A 22789-nucleotide genomic window follows, 5' to 3' on the forward strand; every position below is an offset into this window, starting at 1 on the left:
CGGGCCCGGCCGCTACAGGATCCTGGAACAGCGTCCGTGCCGAGCCCGCGAAAGCCGGACAGTTGGGGGGATTCCCCTATCGAACACCCTCTCAGGCCTCGGCGGTCGCGGCGAAGTCGACGAACGCCTTCCACGCGGCCGGATCGAAGGCCAGCTGCGGGCCGCTCTTGTCCTTGGAGTCGCGCACGTGGATGACGCCGGGGGTCTCGGCGACCTCGATGCACTCGCCGCCCTCATTGCCGCTGTAGCTGCTCTTGAACCATGCCAGGTCGGTGCTCATCGTTCTCCCAGGATCTTCTCGATCAAGGCCATGGACTCCTCAGGGCTAAGGGCCTGCGCCCTGAGGGTGCTGTATCGCGCGTTCATGATCCGGACCTCGTCCGGGTCGGTGATCAGCCTACTGCTCGTCTGCACCTCGATGTAGGCGTGCTGAGGACGCCCTTTGGGGGTGATCAGGATGAACGGGCCGCCCATGCCCGCGTGTTCTGTCCTGTCCAGTGGAAGCACCTGGATCACCATGCCTCGGGTCCGTCCGACCTCAAGGATGCGATGTAGCTGGGCCGTGTGTACATCCCAGCCGCCCAGAGGCCTGCGCAGCACGCTCTCGTCGATCACCCAACTGAACATCCCCCGTGGCCATCGGGTAAGCACAGCCTGGCGCTCCATTCGTGCAGCCACCCGCATCTCGATCACCTCCTCGGACAGAAGCGGCTGCCTCATTGCGTAGACAGCACGGGCATGTTCCTCGGTCTGGAGTAGGCCAGGTACGTCGAGCGTGGCGTAGTTGTGATTCTCAACCGAGTCCACCTCCAATGCCGCGTAGCCCCGGAACCAGTGCGGGTGCCGCATCCGTGCCTTCGCCCGTGCCTTGACCACGTCCTCCGCCGCGACGGCCAACAGGCCACCGGCGTTGAGGAGTTTGTCGAGGGCGACCAGCAACTCCGGCTGCGGGGTGCGCTTTCCGCGCTCCACCGCGCCGATCAGGTGCTCGCCGTAGCCGACCTTCTCGCCGAGTTCCTTCTGGGTCAAGCCGGCCCGCTCGCGCAGCAGCTTGATCTGCTTCCCGATGGCGCGGAAGAAGTCGGAGACCTCGCCCTCCTCCTCCGGCATCGTCGTCGTCGAGTCCTCGTCCCGGACTCCACCCATGGTGACCACCCCTATGATCCGATCACGCCCGCCAGAGGTGACAGGCGACAATCCGCTGCCACACAAGCACTCTCCGTGCCTGTTCCGGCCATGGTCAGCGTACGTCTCTGCCGTCACGCTTTTGCTCATGAAGTCCGAAACCCCCCTCGACAATCCCCGCTCCCACACCTCCGTCCTCACCGCCACCCCCAAGGGCGCGGCGATCGGACGCCGGATCGCCCGCCGTCAACTCGCCGCCTGGCGGCTCAAGTTGACGGCCACCGAGGCGTACCACGCCGCCCTCCTGGTCGTCGGCGAGCTCGCGGCCAACGCGATCACGCACGGCCGTGTTCCGGGGCGCGGGTTCGAGCTCCACCTCTGCCTCACCACCACCGTGCGCCGGGGCACCACCCTCCGTATCGAGGTGTCCGACTGCCGAGGGGACCGCCTCCCCGTCCTCCCGGTCAGGCTCACGTCCAACTCCCAGTCCGGGCGCGGCCTCACGCTCGTCGACGCGCTCGCCGACCGCTGGGGCACGATCCCGCGCCACCCCAACGGCAAGACCGTCTGGGTCGAACTCGACCTCCCCGCCGGCGGCGCCGATGCGGCCTGACGTCACCCCCGCCACCGCGACCGCCTGCACGGTCCTCCCGATCGCCCTCGTCCTCGCTCTCCTCATCTGGCTCTCCCCTCTCGCCCATCACCGCCCGCACCATTCGCCCCAGCGGAATCCGACCGCGACCCTTACTCCCTCTCGGTGATCAATTCGGTCCGGTTCCCCGAGCCGGACCATTGACCAGCGAAAACGAAGAAGTACCAGCCGGTAAGTACGGTGACGAGTAAAGAAACGTCAATCGCCAAGTCCGTCCCTACCAGCCCCCGTTGCCCCTGTGCTAGTGTCGCGAGCGGCATGAGTGGGCGCGGTCAGACCGGGGGAAAGCTCGTGGCAAAGCCTCGTGTCCTCATCATCGGGGACAGCATTCGAATTGTTCCGAAGGCCACGTCGGCCGATGTCGACGTCGTTTACCTCCAGAAGCCTTCGCAATTCGACCAGGCGGTTATTCCGTTCTGTCGTCAGCTCGTTCTGGTGGACTATCAGCACGTGCCCTCCGCCGTCGCCATGACGCGGGCCCTGCACGAGCTCGGCCCGATCGACCGGATCGTCACCCAGACCGAGGCGGCCCAGCTCGTCGCGGGCCACCTGACCTCGCTGCTCGGGATCGCCGGCACGACGGAACGCACCGCCCGGCTGCTGCACGACAAGTCGGCCATGCGTGCGCTCCTCAACGAGCGCGGCATCGGCGCGGTGCCCTTCGAGCTGAACCCCACCCACGCGCAGCTGCGCGCGTTCGTCGCGGCGCACGGTGCCGCGATCGTCAAGCCGACGATGGGGTCCGGCAGTCTCGGGGTGCGGCGGATCGCATCGCTCGGCGAGGTCGACGACGTGTGGGCCTGGTGCCAGGAGTTCGGGCTCGGTGAATTTCAGGTCGAGCAGCTCCTGGTCGGCCCGGAACTGAGTGTCGAGGCCTTTTCCGAGGCCGGGCGGCACACCGTCGTCGCGGTCACCGCGAAGGACACCGACGGCGGGACCGTCGAAGTCGGGCACGTCATTCCCGCGCCCATTTCCGACATCGAACTCTCGGAGATCAGTGATGTGACGATTCGCCTGCTCGACGCGGTCGGCCTTCAGGACGGTCCCTCGCACACAGAGGTGATCGTGACCGCCGACGGACCGCGCATCATCGAATCGCACACCCGGCGCGGTGGCGACCGCATCAACGATCTCGTGAAATTGGTGTACGGAATCGACATGGAGGAAGCCGCTTTTCGGCTGGCCGGCCGAGGCTCTCCGCTCGACGGCCTCCACCCGGCGCGCGGTGCGGCGGCGGTCCGCTTCCTCACTGCCGACCCGGGTGTCGTCACGTCCGTGACCGGTGTCGACGCGGCGAAGGCCGTCGAAGGCGTCGTGGACGTCGTCGTGAGCGTCCGGCCGGGTGGGGTGGTGTCCGAGCTCCGCTGGTCGGACGACCGCTGCGGGCTCGTCGTCGTCCACGCCGAGGACGTCGACACGGCCGTGGCCCTGGCCCGCAAGGCGGCCGCCCACGTGGTGATCACCACCGAGCCCGTCGCCGAAGGCCCGGACGCAGCGGCGGCGCCCGAAACGCTGGACGCGATCCTCCGCCCCTACGACGAGGTGTTCGACCCGTTCCACGGGTCCGCCGACGCCTCGTAGGGCAGCGGCGGGACCCGTCCGAACGTCGACCTGGTGCGGCGTGGGAGTGGCCTGCCCCGGTTCCGGCCGGTGGCGGCAACTCCGCTGCAGCACGCCGTGATTGTGCACAACAGCAAATTCACGCCCACGGGCTGAAGCCCTGCCCCGACTTTGGAGTGCGGTATGGCCGCGATCCCTCAATCTGGCATGCGCATGCTCTCCCACACCCAGGAAAGCCTCTGGCTCTTCCACGAGCTCGCCGGTTTCGACGAACCGGCCTACAACGAATCGGTGGCCTTCGACATACGCGGCCCGCTCGATCCGGAGGCGTTACGCGGGGCCGTCCACGCGACGGTCCTCCGGCACGACGCCCTCCGCACCACGTTCCTCGAAACCCCGGACGGCCCACGGGCCAGGGTGTACGACTCCGCTCCGGACCGCACGACCTTCGCCGACCTCCGCACAACCGCCCCGGCCGAGGCCCGCGTTCAGGCGGACGAGCTCCTCGCCGAGTACCACCGGCAGCCGTTCGACCTCGCTGCGGCCCCGCTGCTGCGCACCCTCCTCGTGGCGCTGCCGAGCGACCTCTGGCTCCTCTCCCTGACGGCTCATCACATCGTCATCGACGACTGGAGCATCCATCTCGTCCTGGAGGAGATCGGGGAGAACTACCGCGCGCTCACGGCGAACGGACGCATCCCGGAACGGCCCGCCGCCGGCGCTGCGTTCCGCGCGTTCGTCGCGGCGAGCCGCACGGCCGACGCCACCGCCGACCAGGCCGAGAAGGTCGAGCGCTGGCGCCGATCCCTCGCCCACTGCCCGGAGTTGCTGGGCATGCCGCTCGACCGCCCGCGACCCGCCGTGCAGACCTTCCGCGGCGACAGCCTGACGGTGACCGTCCCGCGCGCGGACGTCGAGCCGCTGCTGAAGGAGTGCGCGCGCGAGTGCCGCAGTACCGCGTTCCCGGTGTTCCTCGCCGCGTACGCCGTGCTGCTGAACCGGTACACGCGCCAGGACGGGTTCGCCGTCGGCACCACGGTGCTCAACCGGCCGGGCGCCGAGGACCTGGACGAGGTCGGCTGCTACGTCAACACGCTGCCGCTCTTCGTCCCCGTGGACCCGGACGACAGCTTCCGCACGGTGCTGGGCAGCGCGCAGGAGGCAGCCGAGCGGCTGCTGGACGACGGTGACACCCCGTACCCGAAGGTGGTCGAGGCGCTCGGGGTCGAGCGGCCGCGCGACCACAACCCGGTGTTCCAGACGATGCTCACGCTGCTCGGCGGCCGGCCCGCGCTCGACCTCGGGCCCGGCCCGGTCGCCGAGTACCGCCCGGTCCGCCGCACGGCCGCCAAGTTCGACCTGATGCTGTACGTCGAGGCGGCCGACGACGCGTACGCGTTCGAGCTGGAGTTCAACACCGACCTCTTCACGCGCGAGACCGCCGGACGGATCCTGCGGAACTACGCGCAGCTCCTGGCCTCGCTGGCCGCCGCCGGCGTCGACGCCCCGGTGGGCGCGGCGTCGATGACGCGCGAGGCGGACCGGCGGCTGATCCTCGACGACTGGAACGCCACGTGGGCCGAATACCCGGCCGGGACGGTCGTCGACGTCATCGAAGAGCAGGTCCGGCGGACCCCGGACGCGCTCGCCGTGGCGTTCGACGGCGAGCACCTCACGTACGACGAGCTCAACCGGCGGGCGAACCGGGTGGCGCACCGGATCCGCGGGGAGCTCGCGGCGAGCGGGAAGGGGCCGTTCGTCGGCGTCTTCATGGAACGGTCCGTGGAGATGGTCGTCGCGCTGCTCGCGATCGTGAAGGCGGGCTGCGCGTACGTCCCGATCGACCCCGAGTACCCGGCCGCCCGGATCGCCTTCATGGTGCAGGACGCGGACCTGCCGCTGATCCTCACCCAGGAGCGGCACCGCGAGGCGCTCGGTGAGGTGACGGCGGACGTCCTCGTCCTGTCGGGTCCGGAGTCGTGGCACGAGGACGACGTCGACCCCGTACGGGAGTCGAGCCCCGCCGACCCCGTCTACATGATCTACACCTCCGGCTCCACCGGGCAGCCCAAGGGCGTCGTCAACCGGCACGACGCGCTCGCGAACCGGCTGCACTGGATGCAGTCCGCCTTCCCCCTCGCGGGCGAGGATCGCGTCCTGCAGAAGACCCCGTACAGCTTCGACGTGTCGGTGTGGGAGTTCTTCTGGCCGCTGATGACCGGCGCCGCCATCGTCGTGGCCAAGCCCGGCGGGCACCGGGACCCGGACCACCTGAAGGAGCTCATCCGCTCCGCCGCCGTCACGACCGTGCACTTCGTGCCCTCCATGCTCAACGTGTTCCTGGAGACGGACGGCCTCGCCGGCCACTGCGGCTCGCTCAAGCGCGTCGTCTGCAGCGGGGAGGCGCTGCCGCGCAAGACCATCGAGGTGTTCGACGCCGCGCTCCCGGGCTGCGAGTTGCACAACCTGTACGGGCCCACCGAGGCCGCGATCGACGTCTCGCACTGGCCCTGCACGACCGACTACCCGGGCGAGATCGTCCCCATCGGCACGCCGATCGCCAACGTGCGGCTGTACGTCCTGGACCAGGACCTGCGGCTCCAACCGGTGGGCGTGCCCGGCGAGTTGTGCATCGGTGGCGTGGCCGTCGCCACCGGGTACCACGGGCGCGACGAGCTCACCGCCCGCATGTTCGTCGCCGACCCGTACGGCACCGCGCCCGGCGCGCGCCTCTACCGGACCGGTGACCTGGCGCGCTTCCTGCCGGACGGGCAGATCCAGTACCTGGGCCGCATCGACAACCAGGTCAAGCTGCGCGGGCTGCGCGTGGAGCCCGACGAGATCGCCGCCGTGCTGCGGGACCTGCCCGGTGTCCAGGACGCGGCCGTCGTCGTGGACTCGTCGGGGCCCGCGCAGGCGCTCGCCGCGTACGTCGTCAGCCAGGCCTTCGACGCCGACGACCTGCGGGCCCGGCTGCGCAAGCTGCTGCCGGAGTTCCTCGTGCCGCAGTACCTCGTGGGGCTTGACGCCCTGCCCACGACGCCGAACGGCAAGCTCGACCGCCGGGCGCTGCCCGCGCCGACGGCGGGTGCCGCCGAGACCGCGAGCCCCGGCCCCGCACCCGCCACGGACGCCGAGCGTGCCGTGGCCCGCGCCTGGCAGGAGGTGCTCGGCCTGGCCGAGCCGGTCGGTCTGGACAGCAACTTCTTCGCGCTCGGCGGCGACTCGATCCTCGCCCTGCGCGTCTCCTCCCGCCTGCGCGCGGCCGGCTACCTCGTGGGCCTGCGCGACGTGTTCGCCCACGCGACGCTCGGGGAGCTCGCCGCTACGCTCACCCGGGGCGGCGCAGCCGAGGCGGCCGTCACGCCCGCGTTCGCGCTCGTGGCGCACGAGGACCGGGCCCTGCTGCCCGCCGACGCGGTCGACGCGTGGCCGCTCACCAAGCTCCAGTCCGGCATGATCTACCACTCGCTGCTGGACGAGGACTCGCCCGTCTACCACGACATCTTCGACTACGAGCTCGCGGGCGTGACCGACCCGCAGCAACTGGCCCGTGCCATCCGTGAGACCGTCGCCCGGCACGCCCAACTCCGGTCGTACTTCGACCTGGAGAACTACGAGGAGACGCTCCAGATCATCCTCGCGGAGGCGTTGCCGGCCGTAGAGTTCGTGGATGTCTCCCAGCTGCCCTCCGGCGCACAGGACAAGGCCGTTGAGGACTGGATCGAGGCCGAGAAGCACCGGCCCCTGGACCTCGCCCGGCCGCCGATCCGCTTCTGCGTCCACGTGCGGGGCGCGGACCGCGTGAACCTGGCGGTCTCGTTCCACCACCTGATCCTGGACGGGTGGAGCGTCGCACTCGTCGTCGAAGAGATCCGGCGGCGGTGCGGCGAACTCCCCGGCGGGCGGGTGCCGGCTCCGGCGCCGAGCTACGGCACGTACGTGGCGCTGGAACGCGAGAGCGCGCAGCGGCCCGAGGACCGGGCCACCTGGCGGCGCCTGCTCGGCGGCCACGCCGCGACGCTCGTCGCAGGCCGTCCGTCGCCCGGCCAGGAGATCGAGACCGCGGCGGTCGAGCGGATCGTCCCGGCCGACCTCGAAGCCCGGCTGCGCCGGCGCGCCGCCGCCCTCGGACTGCCGCTCAAGTCGCTCTACCTGGCCGCGCACTGCGCCGCGCTCGCAGAGCTCAGCGGCGCCTCCCGGGTGATCGCCGGCCTGGTCGGCAACGGCCGTCCGGAGATCCCGGGCGGGAGCGAAATGGTCGGCCTGTTCCTCAACACCCTGCCGTTCCCCGTCGAGGTGGGCGAGGCGGACGACCCGGCGCTGCCGGCCGCGGTCTTCGCGCGCGAGCGCGAGCTGATCCCGCTCCAGCGGTACCCGCTCGCCGACATCGAGCGGCAGCACGGGGGAGCGCTCTTCGACGTCGTCTTCAACTACACCGACTTCCACGCGTACGCGGCGGGAGCGGGCGGAGCGGGCGGAGTAGAGGGAGCCGGCGAGGCGGCGGCGCAGGAGGGCCCGGTGACGATCGCGAGCGCCCGCTACTTCGAGCTCACCAGCTTCCCGGTGCTCGTCCACGTCCACCGGGACCACTTCGCGGACGCCACGGAGATCGCCGTGTGCCATGACCCGTCCCGGATCAAGACCGCCACGGCGGAGGCGTTCGTCGACGACTTCCTCGCGGCCCTCGGGCGCTACGCGGCCGGCGAAGCGGCGGGCGGCGACGAGGACGAGACGGAGCTCGCCGTCGCCGGGATCATCGCGAAGGCGGTCGGCCGGCAGGCGGTCGGGGCGAACGAGAACTACCTCGACGCCGGGGTCGACTCGATCACCTCGATCCGCATCCTCGTCAAGCTCCGCAAGGTGTTCCCCGGCGCGGCGATGCGCGACGTGATGGAGGCGCGGACGGTCCGGGCCCTCGTCCGTCGCCTGGCGGGGCAGACGCCCGTCATCGAGGCGGTGCAGGTGACGGAGAGTGCCGCCGCGACCGGGCCACTGCCGGAGGGCGTCGTCGACGCGTACCCGCTCACGGCCACGCAGCTGCGGATGCTCGAAGCGACGCGGCGCGACCCGGCGCAGTCCGCGTACCACGACGTCTTCGCGTACACCGTCGCCCTGCCGCTGGACGAGCCGCTGCTCCGGGCCTCGCTGCGGCGCATGATCGAGGCGTACGAGACCCTGCGGACCTCGTTCGACCTGGACGCGCGGCGGCAGCTCGTCCACGCCTCGGCCGAGCCCGACCTGACCGTGTACGACGACGGCTCGGCCGGCGCCTGGTTCGAGCGCGAGCGCGGCTCCGGCTTCGCCTGGGACCGGCCGCCGCTGCGGTTCGCCGCCCACCGGGTCTCGGAGGATCGTTTCGTCCTCTCGCTCGGCTTCCACCACGCGATCGTCGACGGCTGGAGCCTGTCGCTGCTCGTCCGGGACCTCCTGCTCGCGTACACGGGCACGCCGGTGGAGTGGCCGCAGCCCGGTTCCTTCCGCGCCTACGTGGAGGCGGAGGCTTCCGCCCGCGCCTCGGAGGAGTCGCAGGGGTTCTGGCGGGACGTCCTCGCCGGACACCCAGGGACGGCGCTGCCCGGCTATCCGTCCGACGGTCGCGACGCGCGTTGGGCGGAGGCGACCGTCGTCGTCCCGGCCGCGCAGGAGGCCGAGCTGCGCGAGGTCGCCCGGAGCACCGGGCACCCGCTCAAGCACGTGCTCCTGGCGGCCCACCTGCGGGTCCTGGCGCTCGTCACCGGCGAGCAGGACGTCGTCAGCGGGGTGTTCACGCACGGCCGACCCGAGACGGACGGCGCCGAGGCGCTGGTCGGGATGTTCCTCAACTTCCAGCCGCACCGGGTGCGCGTCGACGGGCAGACGTGGCCCGAGCTGATCGACGAGGTGTTCGCGTCCGAGATGCAGGTGCTGGCCCACCGGCGGTGCGCGGCGCCCGAACAGCCCCGCTACGCAGCGCTGTTCAACTACACGGACTTCCCGGCCTACTCCGACGTGGCCGCCGATCGCGCGTACCTCACCGACGTCCGGTGGTTCGAGCACACCGACGCCCCGCTCCTCGCCACCGTGGGCCGCGACCCGGCCCGCGCCGCGCTGGAGATCACCCTCAACGCCGACGGACGGCGGCTCCCGCAGGCGGCGCTGGACGACCTGGCCCGCCTCTACTCCGCCGTCCTCGCCCAGATCGCCGCCCGCCCGACCGGCCGGGTCCACGACGTCACCGACGAGATCCGCACCCGCACGGACGACCTCCGCGCGCGGCAGAACCCGTCCACCTGAGAGAGGAAAGAACCCGTGACAACGATCGACCAGAGCGCCCAGGAAGGCGTGCGCACCTTCGAGCAGCCGGACGGCTACCTCACCCACTACCGGGTGTGGGGCGCCGAGACCGCCCCCGACCTCGTCGTCATGCTGCACGGCGGCATGAGCCACTCCGGCTGGCAGGCGCCCCTCGGCACCCGCCTCGCCGAACTCGGCGCCGGCGTCGCCTTCCTCGCCGTCGACCTGCGCGGCTCCGGGCTCAACGCCGTGCGCGGACACATCCCCGCCGGGGACCTGGCGGTCGAGGACGTCGCCCGCCTCCTCGACAGCATCCGTGCGGCCCGCCCCGGAACCAGGATCCACCTGGCCGGCTGGTGCTTCGGGGCCCAGGTGGCGACCGTCGTCGCGGCCCGCCTCGCCGAGCGCACCGTTCTCGCCAGCCTGCTGATGGTCTGTCCCGGCTTCTTCTTCAACGAGCGGTACAACGACGTCCTCGACCGCTCCATCGACGCCGCCCTCGACGTCGTCGAGGTGCTCGACCTCGGCGTCGAACCGAGCCGCCCGTTCATCAAGATCCCGCTGCGCCCCGGCGACTTCACCGACGACGCGCACTGGCTCGCCGCCATCGACGCCGACCGGCTCAAGCTCGGGCACGTCACCGTCGGCACGGTCGACGCCTGGGAGGAGATCGCCGTCGCCTCCGAGAAGGACTACGCACGGATCGGGCGGCTCCCGGTGCGGGCCGTCTTCGGCCGGCGCGACAAGCTCGTCGACAACGCCCGCGTGCGCGCCTTCCTCGAAGCGCACCCGGACCTGGAGGTGCACGAGCTCGACACCGGCCACGCCGTCCAGTTCGAGGAGCCGGACGCGCTCACCCGGCTGATCGCGGCGTTCGTCACCGGCGTCGCCGCCGGGCCGACGCCGTGACGCTCGGGATCGACCGCTACCGGAAGGCGCTGTCCACGCCCGGTGCGTGGGGGTTCTTCATCCCCGGGATGCTCGCCAGGTTCCCGATCGGGATGACCGGGATCAGCATCCTGCTCTTCGTCTCCGAGACGCGGCACGACTACGGGACCGCGGGCGCCCTGTCGGCCCTCGCCGCGATCGGGTACGCCGTCGCCGCACCGCAGCTGGCGCGCCTGGCCGACCGGGTGGGGCAGCGGAGGGTCCTGCTGTCCTGCGCCGCGGTGTGTGGCGTCAGCGGCAGTGCGTTCGTCGTGAGCGCGCTGCACACCGGCATGCCGCTGTGGACGCTGTTCGTGACGGCGGCCGTGATGGGCGCGGCCACGCCCGCGATCGGCTCGATGGTGCGGGCGCGGTGGAGCGGACTGCTGGAGAGCTCGCCGCTCAAGGGGACGGCCTTCGCGCTCGAATCGCTGGTCGACGAGGTGATCTTCATCGCCGGCCCGGTCGTCGCGACCTCCCTCGCCGTCGGTGTGAACCCGACGGCGGGCATCATCGGATCGCTCGTCCTCGTGTGCGGCGGCAGCGTCCTGCTGTCGCTCAGCGGCCGGACCGAGCCCCGGCGGCGGCCCGGCAACCGTGTCACGGGCAGCGCCCTGTTCCTCGGGCCGGTCGCCGTCGTCGCGGGCGTGAATCTCTGCTTCGGCGGCATGTGGGGCTCGGTCGACATGGCCACCGTCGCCTTCTCCGGCGCCGAGGAACAGAACTTCATGGCGGGCGTGCTGCTCGGGATCTACGCGATCGGGAGCTCGGTGGCCGGCGTCGTGTACGGCGCGCGGGAATGGCCGGCGCCGCTGGCGCAGATCCTTCGCGTCTCGACCGTCATCATGGCCGTCGGCATCCTGCCGATGCTCCTCGTGCACAGCTTCCTCGCCGCCGGGATCGTGCTGCTGGTGGCCGGGGCGAGCTCCTGCCCGGCGATGATCGCCGCGATGATGCTGGTCGGGGAGGGCGTTCCCGCCTCCCGCCGGACCGAGGCGATGGCCTGGCAGTCCACGGCCCTCTGGCTCGGGGTGGCGGTCGGCTCCTCGGCCAGCGGCCACCTCGCCGACTCCTTCGGCGCGCACGCGGCGTACGCCTTCGCGGCGCTGTGCGGCGGCGTGGGCTTCGTGGTCGTCATGGCGGGGCGACGGCGCCTCGAACCGGGGCCCGCCCTGCCCACCACACCCCCGTCGAACCTCCAGACTTCCGAGCCGGGTACCCGATGACTTCCTTTCCCTCCCCACCGTGGATCGCCGACCGGATCCGAGCGCGGGCCGAGTCCGCCGACCCCGCCGTCCGTTCCCGCGTCGCCCTCCGCACCACCCGCACCGACACCACCTACGCCGAACTCTGGGAGCGCGCGCAGAAGACGGGCGCCGAGCTGTCGGCCCTGGGCATCGGACCCGGCGACCTTGTCGGCATCCGGCTGTCCTCCGGCCCCGGCGTCGTCGTCGCCATGCTCGCGAGCTGGCTCGCCGGAGCGGCCTTCCTGCCGATGGACGCGGCCGTGCCCGACGAGTACCGGGACCGGCTGCTGAGCAGATCCGGCGCCCGGGCCCTCGTCGACGCCGACGGCCCGCGCGCGCTCGCCGGAGCGGACGCGGGCACGGCGGCGCAGCTGAACGTCGGGCGCCTCGCCGACCGGGCGGCGTACGCCATCTACACCTCCGGCTCGACCGGCACCCCGAAGGGCGTGCTCGTCGGGCAGGACGCGCTCGCCGCGCACGCGCACGGCGTCGCGGACCTGCTCGGGGTCCAACCCGGCGACACCGTGCTGCAGTTCGCGGGGCTCGGGTTCGACGTCGCGCAGGAGGAGATCTGGCCCACGCTCGCCGTCGGCGGGACGGTGGCGTTCCTGGACTCCGCCGCCCGGGCGCTACCGTCCGTCGAACTGGCCTCCCGTGCTCGCGAGTTGGACGTCTCCATGCTGCAACTCCCCACGGCCTACTGGCGTCTGCTATGCGCGGAGATGCAGGGCTCGGACGTCTCCTTCGCCGGTGTCCGTACCGTCGTCATCGGCGGCGAGAGCGCCGGCACCAAGGACGTCCACGCCCACCGCGCCGGACCGCTCGGCCACTGCACGCTCGTCAACGGCTACGGGCCGACCGAGACCGTCATCACCTGCACCGCCCTCGTCCTGCGCCCCGACGACCCGCTGCCGACCACCACCGGCCTGCCCATCGGCGGCCCCGTCGGCGACCGGCGGCTCCACATCCTCGACGCCGACCGGCGCCCGGCCGAGCCCGGCGCGCCCGGCGAACTCTGGATCGGCGGCACCCCGCTCGCCGACGGTTACCTCGACGACCCTTCGCGCACCGCCGAGAACTTCCGCCCCGACCCGTTCTCGGCGGCCGACGACGACGCCCGCATGTACCGCACCGGCGACCTCGTGCTGCGCCACCCGGACGGCGCCGTCGAGTTCCTCGGCCGCCTCGACAACCAGGTCAAGGTGCGCGGCCACCGAATCGAGCTCGACGAGGTGGACCGGCACCTGCTCGACACGCCCGGCGTCACGGCCGCCGCCGCCGTGGCGATCGACGACGGGACGGGGACGGGTGGACGGACGCTCGCCGCCGTCGTCTCGGTCGGTCCGAACGGCCCGACGGCCGACGGGATCCGCGAGCACCTGCGGGCGCGCCTGCCCCGGCACATGGTGCCCGGCCTGATCCTCGTCCGGGACCGGCTGCCGCTCACCCCCTCGGGCAAGATCGACCGCCGGGCCGTCGCGGCCGCGGCCACAGCTACGACGGCAGTCGGCCCGGAGCCCGACGTCGTCGCGCACACCGCCCAGGCCTCCGAACTCTCGCTCCTGCTGGACCTCGTCCGCACGCTGCTCCGCGCGCCCGACTTCGGCCCCGACGACGACTTCCTCGCCCGCGGCGGCGACTCGCTGGTCGCCCTGCGCGTCAGCGGGGCGATGAAGCGGCACGGCTGGCGCCTGCGCGCCTCCGACCTGGTGGCGGCGGGCAGCGCGCGTGCGGTGGCGGCCCGGATGGAGCGGTTCTGAGCCCCGGCCGTTCTGAGCCCCGGCCCCATGATCCGTCATTCGTTATGAGGAGATACCGATGACCACCACATCCATCCACCGGCAATTGACCGCCTGGATCGAGAGCGAGGACTTCTCCTGCCTGGGAGCCAAGGCGGCGCTGCGCCGCGAGAGCCTGCGCCCCATCGAGGTGGGACCCATGGGCGAGGCCGCGACCACCGAGGCGCTGCACGACGCCCTGGTCGACTTCGTCACCCACGACCTCGGCCCCGACCAGAACTTCGCGTCGATCGTCGCCGTCTTCGACGGCCCGTCAGGCCTCCCCGAGCCCGAATTCCACGCCCTGCTGTGGCGCCAGCTCGCCGACCTCCACGCCCTCGACGCCGACAGCGGCTACCCCTGGGCGGAGGGAGCCAACCCGGACCCGGAATCCCCGTCGTTCGGCTTCAGCATCGCCGGCCACCCCTTCTTCATCGTCGGCCTGCACGAGAACGCGTCGCGGATCACCCGGCGGTTCGCCTTCCCCGCGCTGGCGTTCAACTCGCACCACCAGTTCAAGCGCCTCGTGGAGAACGGCGTCTACGGCGGCCTCCAGCGCCGCATCCGCGAGCGCGAACTGCGCCTCCAGGACTCGATCAACCCGAACCTCGCCGAGTTCGGCGAGTCCTCCGAGGCGCGCCAGTACTCCGGGATGGCGACGGACGGGGAGTGGCGCTGCCCGTTCCAGGCCCGCTCGGAGCAGCCCGGGGCATGATCCGAACGGGAGCTGCGCCGCCGACGTGAGGCCGGGCCCGGCCACAGGGCCCGGCTGGCGGCGCGGGCCGAAAGCGGTGGAACAGCGGCAGGCGGTCGGGCGGGTGGTCGGGGGCCGAAGCGCGTGGGCAACTACCCATTGATGGACTGATGTTGAAGGTCCATCAGTTCAGAGGGCAGAATCCATGGCCGTCACCATGCCGGCCGGCAGGGGCCGTTGCCACCGGATTTGCCGTCAGGCGGGCTGCGGAGGTGCGGTGGTCGGCCGGCTGCAGGGGCACGGCCGTCGGCAGACCGCGGGCGCGGCCACCGTACCGTGAAGTGCCGCAGCCGTACACACGTTCGCTGACCAGGTTCTATGAGAGAAATCCGGGACGGGTTGCGGACACATGCAGGGGTGGCAACAGGGGGGTCGGTCCTTGATAAGTTCACCCCCATGACCACCGAGGCCCTGCGGCGACTCAACGACTCCGAGCACGGCGAGATCTGGAACCGATTCCAGGCCGCGTTCGACTTCCGACCCTCCACGTCCGTCATTCCCGGCATCTCGGAGCCCGCGTCCTCGGTGACGTGGAGCCTCGACGCACTGGACGACGACCCGGGGTACCGGAAGCTCGACCGGCTCGTCGGCGTGGTGCAGGACGGGCTCGCGCGATGTTGCCGGCCCGGCGAGGCGCTCTGGCTCCTCGACCAGCCGCACGCGTCCTACCGGCTGCGCCCGGACCTCGTGCCGGACGGCGCGGCCACGCCGCGCGTCGTCGAGGGGCAGCCGTGGCAGGGGTGGCCGCTGAGCCCGTACCCGGACGGGAACCACTCCGTCCAGCTCGCCGAGGACTTCCGCTTCGGCGTCTTCGGGCACCCGTCGGAGAAGTCCCTCTGCGTGTTCGGCACCGAGCTGCTCGACGCGATCGCCGGCGAGGTCGACGGCCTGCTCCCGCAGGTCATCCGCCGGGACGGCAAGCCCGTCGGCTGACGCTCGCCCCCCGGAGCCGGAGCCGGGGGCGGACAGGGGAGCACCGTGGGACAACCGTCGACAGATCACGCGCCGGACGGGCTCGGGCGGCGGCTCGGCACGTTCGACGCCGTCGTGATCGGCCTCGGATCGATGATCGGGGCGGGCATCTTCGCCGCCCTCGCCCCGGCCGCCGGTGCCGCGGGGTCCGGACTGCTTCCCGGGCTCGCGCTCGCGGCCGTGGTGGCGTACTGCAACGCGACGTCGTCCGCCCGGCTGGCCGCCCGGTACCCGCAGTCCGGCGGGACGTACGTGTACGGGCGGGAGCGGCTGGGCGAGTTCTGGGGCTACCTGGCCGGATGGGGGTTCGTCGTCGGCAAGACCGCGTCGTGCGCGGCGATGGCGCTGACGGTGGGCGGCTACGTCTGGCCGGGGCAGGAGCACGCCGTGGCGGTGGCGGCCGTCGTGGCGCTCACGGCGGTGAACTACGGCGGCGTGCAGAAGTCCGCGTGGTTCACCCGGGCGGTCGTCGCCGTGGTGCTCGCGGTGCTCGCGGCAGTCGTCGTGGCGGCCCTGACGTCCGGTGACGCGGACGCGGCCCGGCTCGGCCTCGGTGCGGACGCGTCGTTCCACGGGGTGGTGCAGGCCGCGGGACTGCTGTTCTTCGCGTTCGCCGGCTACGCCCGGATCGCCACTCTCGGCGAGGAGGTCCGCGACCCGGCCCACACGATCCCCCGGGCGATCCCACTCGCCCTCGGCATCACGCTCGTCGTGTACGCGCTGGTCGCGGCCGCCGTCCTGGCGGTGCTCGGGCCCGAACGGCTGGCCGCCGCGGGTGCGCCGCTCTCGGAGGCGGTACGGGCGGCCGGTGCCGCGTGGCTGGCCCCGGTGGTGCGGGCGGGCGCGGCCGTGGCGGCGCTCGGCTCGCTGCTGGCACTGATCCTCGGGGTCTCCCGGACGACGCTCGCGATGGCGCGCGACCGCCACCTGCCGCATGCGCTGGCGGCGGTCCACCCGCGCTTCCGGGTGCCGCACCGGGCGGAGCTCGCGGTGGGGGCCGTGGTGGCGGCCGTCGCGGCGACGGCGGACCTGCGCGGGGCGATCGGCTTCTCGTCCTTCGGCGTGCTCGCCTACTACGCGATCGCCAATGCCTCAGCCTGGACGCTGACCAGGGCCGAAGGCCGCCCGCCGCGGGCCGTCCCGGTGGTCGGCCTCGCGGGCTGCCTGGTGCTGGCGTTCGCGCTGCCGCCGTCATCGGTGGCCGCCGGCGCCGCCGTCCTCGCGGTCGGCGCCGGGGCCTACGCCGTGGGTACTACGCGACGGAGTCGGTGAGCACCTTCGCGAGGAAGGCGTCGAGATTGCCCACCGTGCGGACGATCTGCTCCTCCACCGGCAGCGACTCGTTGGGACGCGTCACCAGCGTCGACTTCTTGAGGCCGCGCACGTACAGCGAGCAGGCCAGGTCGGCGCAGATGTAGCTGCCGACGGAGTTGCCCTCGCGCCCGGCGGCGCCGGCCCGGCGGGCGGCCAGCAGCGCGACGCCGGAACCGGCGTGGGCGGTGACGCACAACGAGCACACGTTGCTCTTGGTGAGGCTGCGGCGCACCGACGGCACCCGCAGGGTGACGCCGACGAGCTCGCCGCCGTGGTGGGCCACCAGGTAGGCGCGGTCGGGCGCGCCCGGATCCCGCCAGCCGAGGAAGTCCAGCTGCTCCCACGGGAGTTCGGCCAGCCCCCGGGGGAGGTTGAGCCGGCGGGCCTCGCCCTTGGAGCAGTTGACGAAGGATTCGCGGATCTCGGTCTCGTTCAGGGGTTGCATGGGGCGGAAGCTAACACCCGTACGCGCACGATGTCGCGGCAATTTCCGGCGCGCAGGCGTGGGGTCGCCCGTTTCCCCTCCCGTTCCACGGTATACCGCACGGGGGATCTTGCCGCAAGGCCCCCATATCGGGCGAAGATGGACCTCCGCGTGACGGGACGCGGCGGACGGACGGGAAGTGACGAACATGCGGGTGCTGTTGTCCACGATCGGCTCGCGGGGCGAGGCGCAACCGGTGGTCGCACTGGCGCTGCGGTTGCTGGAGCTGGGCCAGGAGGCCGTGGTGTGCGCGCCGCCCGACTTCGAGGAGTGGGCGCGGTCGCTGGGGATCGAGTACGTGCCGGTGGGCCCGCTGCTGCACGGGACGGCGAAGCGCCCGGCCGGGCAGGTGCCCACGCCCGAACAGCGGCGGCGGATGATCGAGAGCACGGTGGCCGACCAGTTCAAGGCCGTGGGCACGGCGGCCGAGGGGTGTGACGTGATCGTGGGCGGCGGCGCGCTGGCCGTCGCGGCGCGCTCGGTCGCCGAACAGCGGGGCGCCGGCTACGTCTACGCCGCGTTCGCGCCCATCACGCTGCCGTCGCCGCACCACGCGCCGCCCGTCTTCGGGATGCTCGGCGAGAAGCCGGCGGACGGGAGCGTCGACAACCGGACGCTGTGGGACCGCGACGCCCACCGCTGGAACGTCATGTGGGGTGCGGCGCTCAACGTCCAGCGGGAGGCCGTCGGCCTCGGCCCGATCGGTGACGTCAGCCGGCACATCTTCACCGGCACCCCGTGGCTCGCCGCCGATCCGACGCTGGCGCCGTGGCCCGGGCGGTCGGAGCTGGACGTCCGGCAGACCGGGGCGTGGACCCTGGCGGACGACCGCCCGCTCCCGGCCGAGCTGACGGCGTTCCTCGACGCCGGTGAACCTCCGGTCCACGTCGGCTTCGGCAGCGTCCGCGCCCCCGAGGACGCCGCCCGGACGATGCTCGCCGCCGCCCGCGTCCTCGGCCGTCGCGTGATCCTCGCCCGGGGCTGGGCCGACCTGGCCGCGGACCTGGCCGCGCCCGACTGCCTGGTGATCGGCGAGGTGAACCAACAGGCGCTGTTCCGGCGGGTCGCCGCGGTCGTGCACCACGGCGGGGCGGGCACGACCACCGCGGCCGCCGGGGCCGGCGCGCCGCAGGTCGTCGTGCCGCAGATGTTCGATCAGTTCTACTTCGCCCAGCGCGTCGAGCAGCTCCACATCGGCGCCGCGCACCCGGGCGGCGAGCTGACGGCCGACTCCCTCACGGCGGAGCTGCGGCGGGCCCTGGCTCCGCGGACCGTCGAGAAGGCCCGGGAACTGGCCGGCCGGGTCCGGACGGACGGGGCGCTGGTGGCGGCACGTCGGCTGATCGACAAGCAGTACTGATCCAGGCAGTAATGAAGGGAGGAGTGCCGAATCGCGGGGGCGTGATGCACCGGCGGCAATCCGCCGCCGCGTGCCCCTCTGCGCCCCGGGGAAGGGGGCGGACGGCGTTGACGGCGGGCGGCGCCGGGGCGGAGCGTGAACCGTGCACCACGCGCCCTCCGTCGATGAAGAGGAGCCCCACCATGCGCCGAAGAACCTCCGCCCTCGTTGCTTGCGCGGCCGCCCTCGCCGCCCTCCTCGGGTCCGCCACCGTTGCCGGAGCCGCCCCCGCCACCGTCGCGGCCCCGGCCGCCCGCGTCGTGAACCCGCCGTTCGGGACACAGATGCGCATTCCCCAGTACAACCCCGTCCCGGCGGGCTGGGCGGTGGTCGGCATCAACACCGCCGTCCACGACAAGCTCATCGAGTACCTCGGCGGCGCCTCCTACGGCGCCAGGGTCGCCGTCCTCGCCAACACCACCGTGCCGGCCGGCTGGGTGCTCGTCGGGGCCTCGCTCGACGGCCAGACCGCCCAGGTCTCCTACCTCGGCGGCGCCGCGCACGGCGCCGGGGCCACCGCCTACGTCGTGTGCTGGATGCCCGGCGGGCGCGTCTACGGCTACCCCGTCCCCGCCGGGTGGACGGTCACGGGCACCGTCACCCAGGGCGCCTGCACCTACCAGTACCTCCGCTACCCCTGAGGCAAAACCGCCTCGCCGTTGACCTCCCGTCAACTCTCCGTGCGCTAGCCTCCCCCCTGGCATGACCACATGCCGATCTCGATCCTGGGGGGATCACATGGCAATCGGACGACGGCAACTCCTGTCCTCCATAGCACTCACCGCCCTGGCCGTGCCCGTGCTGGCCAAGGGCACCGCGACCCGCGCGGCCGCGGCGGCGGGTAGCACGGCCGCCCCGGCCGCCGGCTCCGGGCCGCTGTTCATGCAGGTCGTCGCGCACGAGGACGACGACATCCTGTTCATGAACCCGGACCTGTCCAACTCGCTCGCCAACGGCACGCCGTCGGTCACGGTGTTCGTCACCGCCGGCAACGGGACCGGCGACCCGTGCCCCACCGTCTGCTGGGACCCGGCCGGCGAGCCGCTGCGCACCTGGAACCGGCAGATGGGCGCGATCAACGCCTATTCGCGGATGACCGGCGTCGGCGACACCGACCCGTCGACCGACGAGGTGGGGCACTGGACGGCCGAGGCGTGGACGGTCGCGGGCAAGCAGGTCGAGCGGTACGTCCTCAAGGACCGGCCGGTGCACCTCGTCTTCATGAACCTGCACGACGCCCAGCTCGCCGGTGTCCTGGGCGGCGCCACGGACACCACGGTCGTCCCCGTCGGCAGCCCGATGACCGGTCCTTCCACCTTCACGGCCGCGGACGTGGTCGAGGTGCTGCGGCAGATCATGGTGACGTACCAGCCCACCGTGCTCCGGGCCCAGGACGACCTCCCGGACAGCCGCTACTCCGCCGACCACGGGGACCACGTGGCCGCCGCGCGGTTCGCGGGGCTCGCGGCCGCCAAGTACGGCGGTCAGCTGATCCAGGTGAACTACCGGGACTACAACATCGGCGACGGCCCGGTGAACCTCGACCCCGCGACGGTCGGCGACAAGGGCGTGTTCGTCTCCGAGTACGCCAGCCACGACCACTCGGGGAACTACTCGCAGTCCTGGTACGCCCGGATGTACTACCGCTGGTCGCGGGGCACCTCCTGGGCGGGGCTCAACCAGGACGGCCGGCCGCAGGTGTTCGTCGTCCGCAGCGGCGCGCTCTACACGAACTGGCGCCAGGCGGACGGCACCTGGTCCGCCCCGCTGCGGATGGCCGACCCGGGTGGGTGGCTCGTCCCGGCCCTCGCGGTCGGCACCAACGCCGACGGCCGCCTGCAGGTGTTCGGCCGCCGGCTGACCGACCACCGCATCGTCTCCCTGGCCCAGCTCACGCCCAACGGGGCGTGGGCGTCCTCGTGGACCGACCACGGCAACCCCAACGCCGGGCTCGGCAACGAGGACCAGGTCGGCGTGCCCGCCGTTGCCAACGACCAGGACGGCCGGCTGGAGGTCTTCGTCAAGAACGGCGGGGGAGGTGTCAGCCGCACCGGTCAGACCGCCCCCGGCGGCGCGTGGTCGGGCACGTGGGCCGACCACGGCGGCAGCGACGTCCAGGACCCGGTCACCGCGATCCGCAACGGTACCGGGGCCATCGAGGTGTTCGCGAGCACCCGCACGGGGATCCTCGGCTGGTGGCAGAGCGCGCCCAACGGCACCTTCGCGGGCCCGGGCCAGATCCCGAACGCCCAGCCGGCCAGTCCGCCGAAGGCCGCGCTCGACCAGGACGGCCGCATCGAACTCGCCTACCGCGAGGCCGGCACCGGCGCCGTGCTGGTCAGTTACCAGACGCAGGTCGGCGGCGCGTGGAGCCAGTCCCCGGCCTCCCTCGGCGGCCACCTGGGCGTCGGCGAGCCCGCCGCGACCACGGCCGGTGGCCAGGTCGTCCTGTTCGAGCGCAACCGGGGCGGCGGCGTGAGCACCACCGCCCAGACCGCGCCGAACTCCGGCTACGGCGCCTGGCAGGACCTCGGCGGCACCGTCCTCGACTACCCGTCGGCCGTCGTCGACGGCGCCGGCGTGCTCCACGTCTTCGCGATCGGCACGGACGGCCGCGTGTACTTCCGCGCGGGCACGACGCCGACGACCTTCGGCGACTGGCAGGCCCTGCCGGTCTGACCCGTTTGACCCGTTCGACTCGTTTGACCCGGCGAGAGGCGGCTGGCCGGGACCCCTCCCGGTCGGCCGCCGCCTCAGGGGCGGGGAGTCCAGCCGGGCGGGGTGAGCGCGGTGTCGGCGAGGATCCGCGCCACCGTGGCGTCCAGGGTGCTGTGTTGGGGGACGACCCGCTCGACGCCGCCCGGCAGGAGGTCCCGGGGCCGGTACCACTCGGCCATGTCGGCGGGGGAGAACTCGGCGGACTGCGGGCGGGTGGCGTGGCGGCGCACCGTCTCGTCGAACTCGACGTCCAGGTAGTAGAGGTGGGTGCGGCCCCGGTGGCCGGCGGCGAGGCGGGCCAGCATCGGGCCGTAGCGGTCGGCGGCGAGGATGCCCTCCACGACGACGTGGTAGCCGTGGTCGAGCGCGTGCCGGGCGACGAGCTCGACGAGGCCGATGTTCGCCCCGCCGGGCACGTCGCGTTCGCGCAGGACCGTCCGGCGGAGGACGTCCTGGGCGACGACGGCGACGCCCCGCCCGTAGGCGGCGCGCAGCCGCGCGGCGACGGTGGACTTGCCGGCGCCGCTCGGCCCGCGCACCACGATCAGCACGGTGTCCGTGGTTCCTGTCACGCGGGTACCGTACCCGCGCGCCTCCGCCCGGACACGGCTCTCACAGGCCCGGGTACGTCTTCCGGAGGTGCGCGAGGAGAGCCGCCGTCGGGGCCGTGCGCGGTCGGTCGGTGGGGTGGACCAGGGCGATCCGGGCGAGGGGGACCGGGGACGTCAGGGGGCGGACGCGCAGGCCGGGGGAGTGGGTCGGGGTCGGGAGGACCGCCACGCCCATGCCGTGGGCGGCCAGTTCGAGGAGGTGGGCCGGGGCGGCGGCCTCGACGGCGATGGCCGGGGTCGCGCCGGCCTCGGCGAAGGCGCGTTCCAGTGCGGTGCGCAGGCCGGTGCCGTGCGGGGTGCCGACGAGGGCGTGGCCGGCGAGTTCGGCGACCGGGAGCGGGCCGTCGGCGGCCAGCGGGTGGTCGTGGGGGAGCACCGCGGCGAGCGGGATCTCCAGGACCGGGTGCAGGGCGAGGCCCGCGAGGGTGTCCCAGCCGTCGTCGCCGGGACGGCCGCTCGCGGGGGCGGGGAGTCCGGCGACGGCCAGGTCGAGACGGCCGGCGCGGAGCTCGGCGAGCAGGTGGCGGGTGGTGTTCTCGGCGAGCGAGAGGTCGATGCCGGGGTGTTCCTTGCGGAACGCGGCGAGCGTCGTGGCGAGGCCGGGCAGCGAGGGCAGGGCGCCGGAGCCGGGGAGCGCCGCGCCGGAGACCGTCCCGAGCCGGACGTGCCCGCGCCGGAGGCCGCCGAACTCCTGGGCCGCGCGCCGCGCTTCCCCGGCCGCGGCGAGGGCGGCCCTGGCGTGCGGGAGGACGGCCTCGCCGGCCGGGGTCAGGCCGACGCGGCGCCCGGAGCGGTCGAGGAGCCGCTGGCCGAGGTCCTTCTCCAGCTGCCTGATCTGCGCGCTGACGCCGGGTTGGCTCACGTGCAGCAGTTCGGCGGCCCGGGTGAAGCTGCCTTCCCGGGCGACGGTGACGAAGTAGGTGAGCTGCCGGAGTTCCATAACCTGCGATTATCCCGGGAAGAAGATCCAGG

Annotated in this window: 17 protein-coding genes; 12 read left to right on the forward strand and 5 right to left on the reverse strand. The window is 72.8% G+C overall.

Going from position 1 to position 22789, the window contains the following annotated elements:
• Positions 1 to 91: 91 nt before the first annotated feature.
• Together ACFV4F_RS20690 and ACFV4F_RS20695 are read right to left on the reverse strand one after the other, a co-directional pair.
• Positions 92 to 280: a DUF397 domain-containing protein gene (locus ACFV4F_RS20690; RefSeq protein WP_380504324.1), complete on the reverse strand. Its 189-nt coding sequence runs from the start codon at positions 278 to 280 to the stop codon at positions 92 to 94.
• Positions 277 to 1146, reverse strand: coding sequence for a Scr1 family TA system antitoxin-like transcriptional regulator (locus tag ACFV4F_RS20695; protein ID WP_380504496.1), 870 nt, complete (start codon positions 1144 to 1146; stop codon positions 277 to 279). Before ACFV4F_RS20695 ends, ACFV4F_RS20690 begins: the two co-directional genes overlap by 4 nt.
• Before the next feature lie 127 nt (positions 1147 to 1273).
• Here ACFV4F_RS20695 and ACFV4F_RS20700 point away from each other — a divergent pair, with 127 nt between their 5' ends.
• The 9 genes from ACFV4F_RS20700 to ACFV4F_RS20740 all read left to right on the forward strand — a co-directional run bounded on the left by ACFV4F_RS20700 (position 1274) and on the right by ACFV4F_RS20740 (position 16563).
• On the forward strand, positions 1274 to 1738 hold the full coding sequence (locus ACFV4F_RS20700; protein ID WP_380504327.1) for an ATP-binding protein: 465 nt from the start codon (positions 1274 to 1276) through the stop codon (positions 1736 to 1738).
• Positions 1739 to 2068: 330 nt separating this feature from the next.
• Positions 2069 to 3358, forward strand: coding sequence for an ATP-grasp domain-containing protein (locus tag ACFV4F_RS20705; protein ID WP_380504330.1), 1290 nt, complete (start codon positions 2069 to 2071; stop codon positions 3356 to 3358).
• Between the two features lie 186 nt (positions 3359 to 3544).
• On the forward strand, positions 3545 to 9613 hold the full coding sequence (locus ACFV4F_RS20710) for an amino acid adenylation domain-containing protein (protein WP_380504333.1): 6069 nt from the start codon (positions 3545 to 3547) through the stop codon (positions 9611 to 9613).
• Between the two features lie 15 nt (positions 9614 to 9628).
• Positions 9629 to 10522 carry an alpha/beta hydrolase gene (locus ACFV4F_RS20715; RefSeq protein WP_380504336.1) on the forward strand — a complete coding sequence of 298 codons (894 nt, stop codon included), beginning with the start codon at positions 9629 to 9631 and terminating at the stop codon, positions 10520 to 10522.
• The gene (locus ACFV4F_RS20720) at positions 10519 to 11766 is read left to right on the forward strand and encodes an MFS transporter (protein ID WP_380504339.1); all 1248 of its coding nucleotides are present in this window, start codon (positions 10519 to 10521) and stop codon (positions 11764 to 11766) included. The genes ACFV4F_RS20715 and ACFV4F_RS20720 overlap by 4 nt, the downstream gene beginning before the upstream one ends.
• Entirely contained in the window at positions 11763 to 13547 is a 1785-nt protein-coding gene (locus ACFV4F_RS20725) for a non-ribosomal peptide synthetase (RefSeq protein WP_380504342.1), read from the forward strand. The genes ACFV4F_RS20720 and ACFV4F_RS20725 overlap by 4 nt, the downstream gene beginning before the upstream one ends.
• 58 nt (positions 13548 to 13605) lie before the next feature.
• Positions 13606 to 14280, forward strand: a complete 675-nt coding sequence (gene gntA, locus ACFV4F_RS20730) for a guanitoxin biosynthesis heme-dependent pre-guanitoxin N-hydroxylase GntA (protein WP_380504343.1) — start codon at positions 13606 to 13608, stop codon at positions 14278 to 14280.
• A 435-nt stretch (positions 14281 to 14715) separates the two neighbouring features.
• The gene (locus ACFV4F_RS20735) at positions 14716 to 15252 is read left to right on the forward strand and encodes a DUF2716 domain-containing protein (RefSeq protein WP_380504346.1); all 537 of its coding nucleotides are present in this window, start codon (positions 14716 to 14718) and stop codon (positions 15250 to 15252) included.
• A 45-nt stretch (positions 15253 to 15297) separates the two neighbouring features.
• Positions 15298 to 16563 (forward strand): APC family permease, encoded by a 1266-nt coding sequence (locus ACFV4F_RS20740; protein ID WP_380504349.1) that lies wholly within the window; start codon positions 15298 to 15300, stop codon positions 16561 to 16563.
• Here ACFV4F_RS20740 and ACFV4F_RS20745 read toward each other — a convergent pair.
• Entirely contained in the window at positions 16544 to 17050 is a 507-nt protein-coding gene (locus ACFV4F_RS20745; protein WP_380445822.1) for an FBP domain-containing protein, read from the reverse strand. The two genes, ACFV4F_RS20740 and ACFV4F_RS20745, sit on opposite strands and share 20 nt — an antisense overlap.
• A gap of 187 nt (positions 17051 to 17237) precedes the next feature.
• On the opposite strand from ACFV4F_RS20745, the gene ACFV4F_RS20750 reads away from it, so the two are divergent.
• The 3 genes from ACFV4F_RS20750 (at position 17238) to ACFV4F_RS20760 (ending at position 21167) form a co-directional block, all read left to right on the forward strand.
• The gene (locus ACFV4F_RS20750; RefSeq protein ID WP_380445826.1) at positions 17238 to 18449 is read left to right on the forward strand and encodes a glycosyltransferase; all 1212 of its coding nucleotides are present in this window, start codon (positions 17238 to 17240) and stop codon (positions 18447 to 18449) included.
• Between the two features lie 182 nt (positions 18450 to 18631).
• Positions 18632 to 19129 carry a hypothetical protein gene (locus tag ACFV4F_RS20755; RefSeq protein ID WP_380504351.1) on the forward strand — a complete coding sequence of 166 codons (498 nt, stop codon included), beginning with the start codon at positions 18632 to 18634 and terminating at the stop codon, positions 19127 to 19129.
• A 97-nt stretch (positions 19130 to 19226) separates the two neighbouring features.
• Positions 19227 to 21167, forward strand: a complete 1941-nt coding sequence (locus ACFV4F_RS20760; RefSeq protein WP_380504354.1) for a PIG-L family deacetylase — start codon at positions 19227 to 19229, stop codon at positions 21165 to 21167.
• A gap of 74 nt (positions 21168 to 21241) precedes the next feature.
• Here the strand turns inward: ACFV4F_RS20760 and ACFV4F_RS20765 are convergent, their stop codons facing one another.
• Together ACFV4F_RS20765 and ACFV4F_RS20770 are read right to left on the reverse strand one after the other, a co-directional pair.
• Complete coding sequence (locus tag ACFV4F_RS20765) at positions 21242 to 21778, reverse strand: kinase (RefSeq protein WP_380445818.1); 537 nt, start codon at positions 21776 to 21778, stop codon at positions 21242 to 21244.
• Between the two features lie 40 nt (positions 21779 to 21818).
• Positions 21819 to 22757: a LysR family transcriptional regulator gene (locus tag ACFV4F_RS20770; protein WP_380504357.1), complete on the reverse strand. Its 939-nt coding sequence runs from the start codon at positions 22755 to 22757 to the stop codon at positions 21819 to 21821.
• Positions 22758 to 22789 lie beyond the last annotated feature (32 nt).

This window comes from Kitasatospora sp. NPDC059722, assembly GCF_042733235.1.
Classification (GTDB): domain Bacteria; phylum Actinomycetota; class Actinomycetes; order Streptomycetales; family Streptomycetaceae; genus Kitasatospora.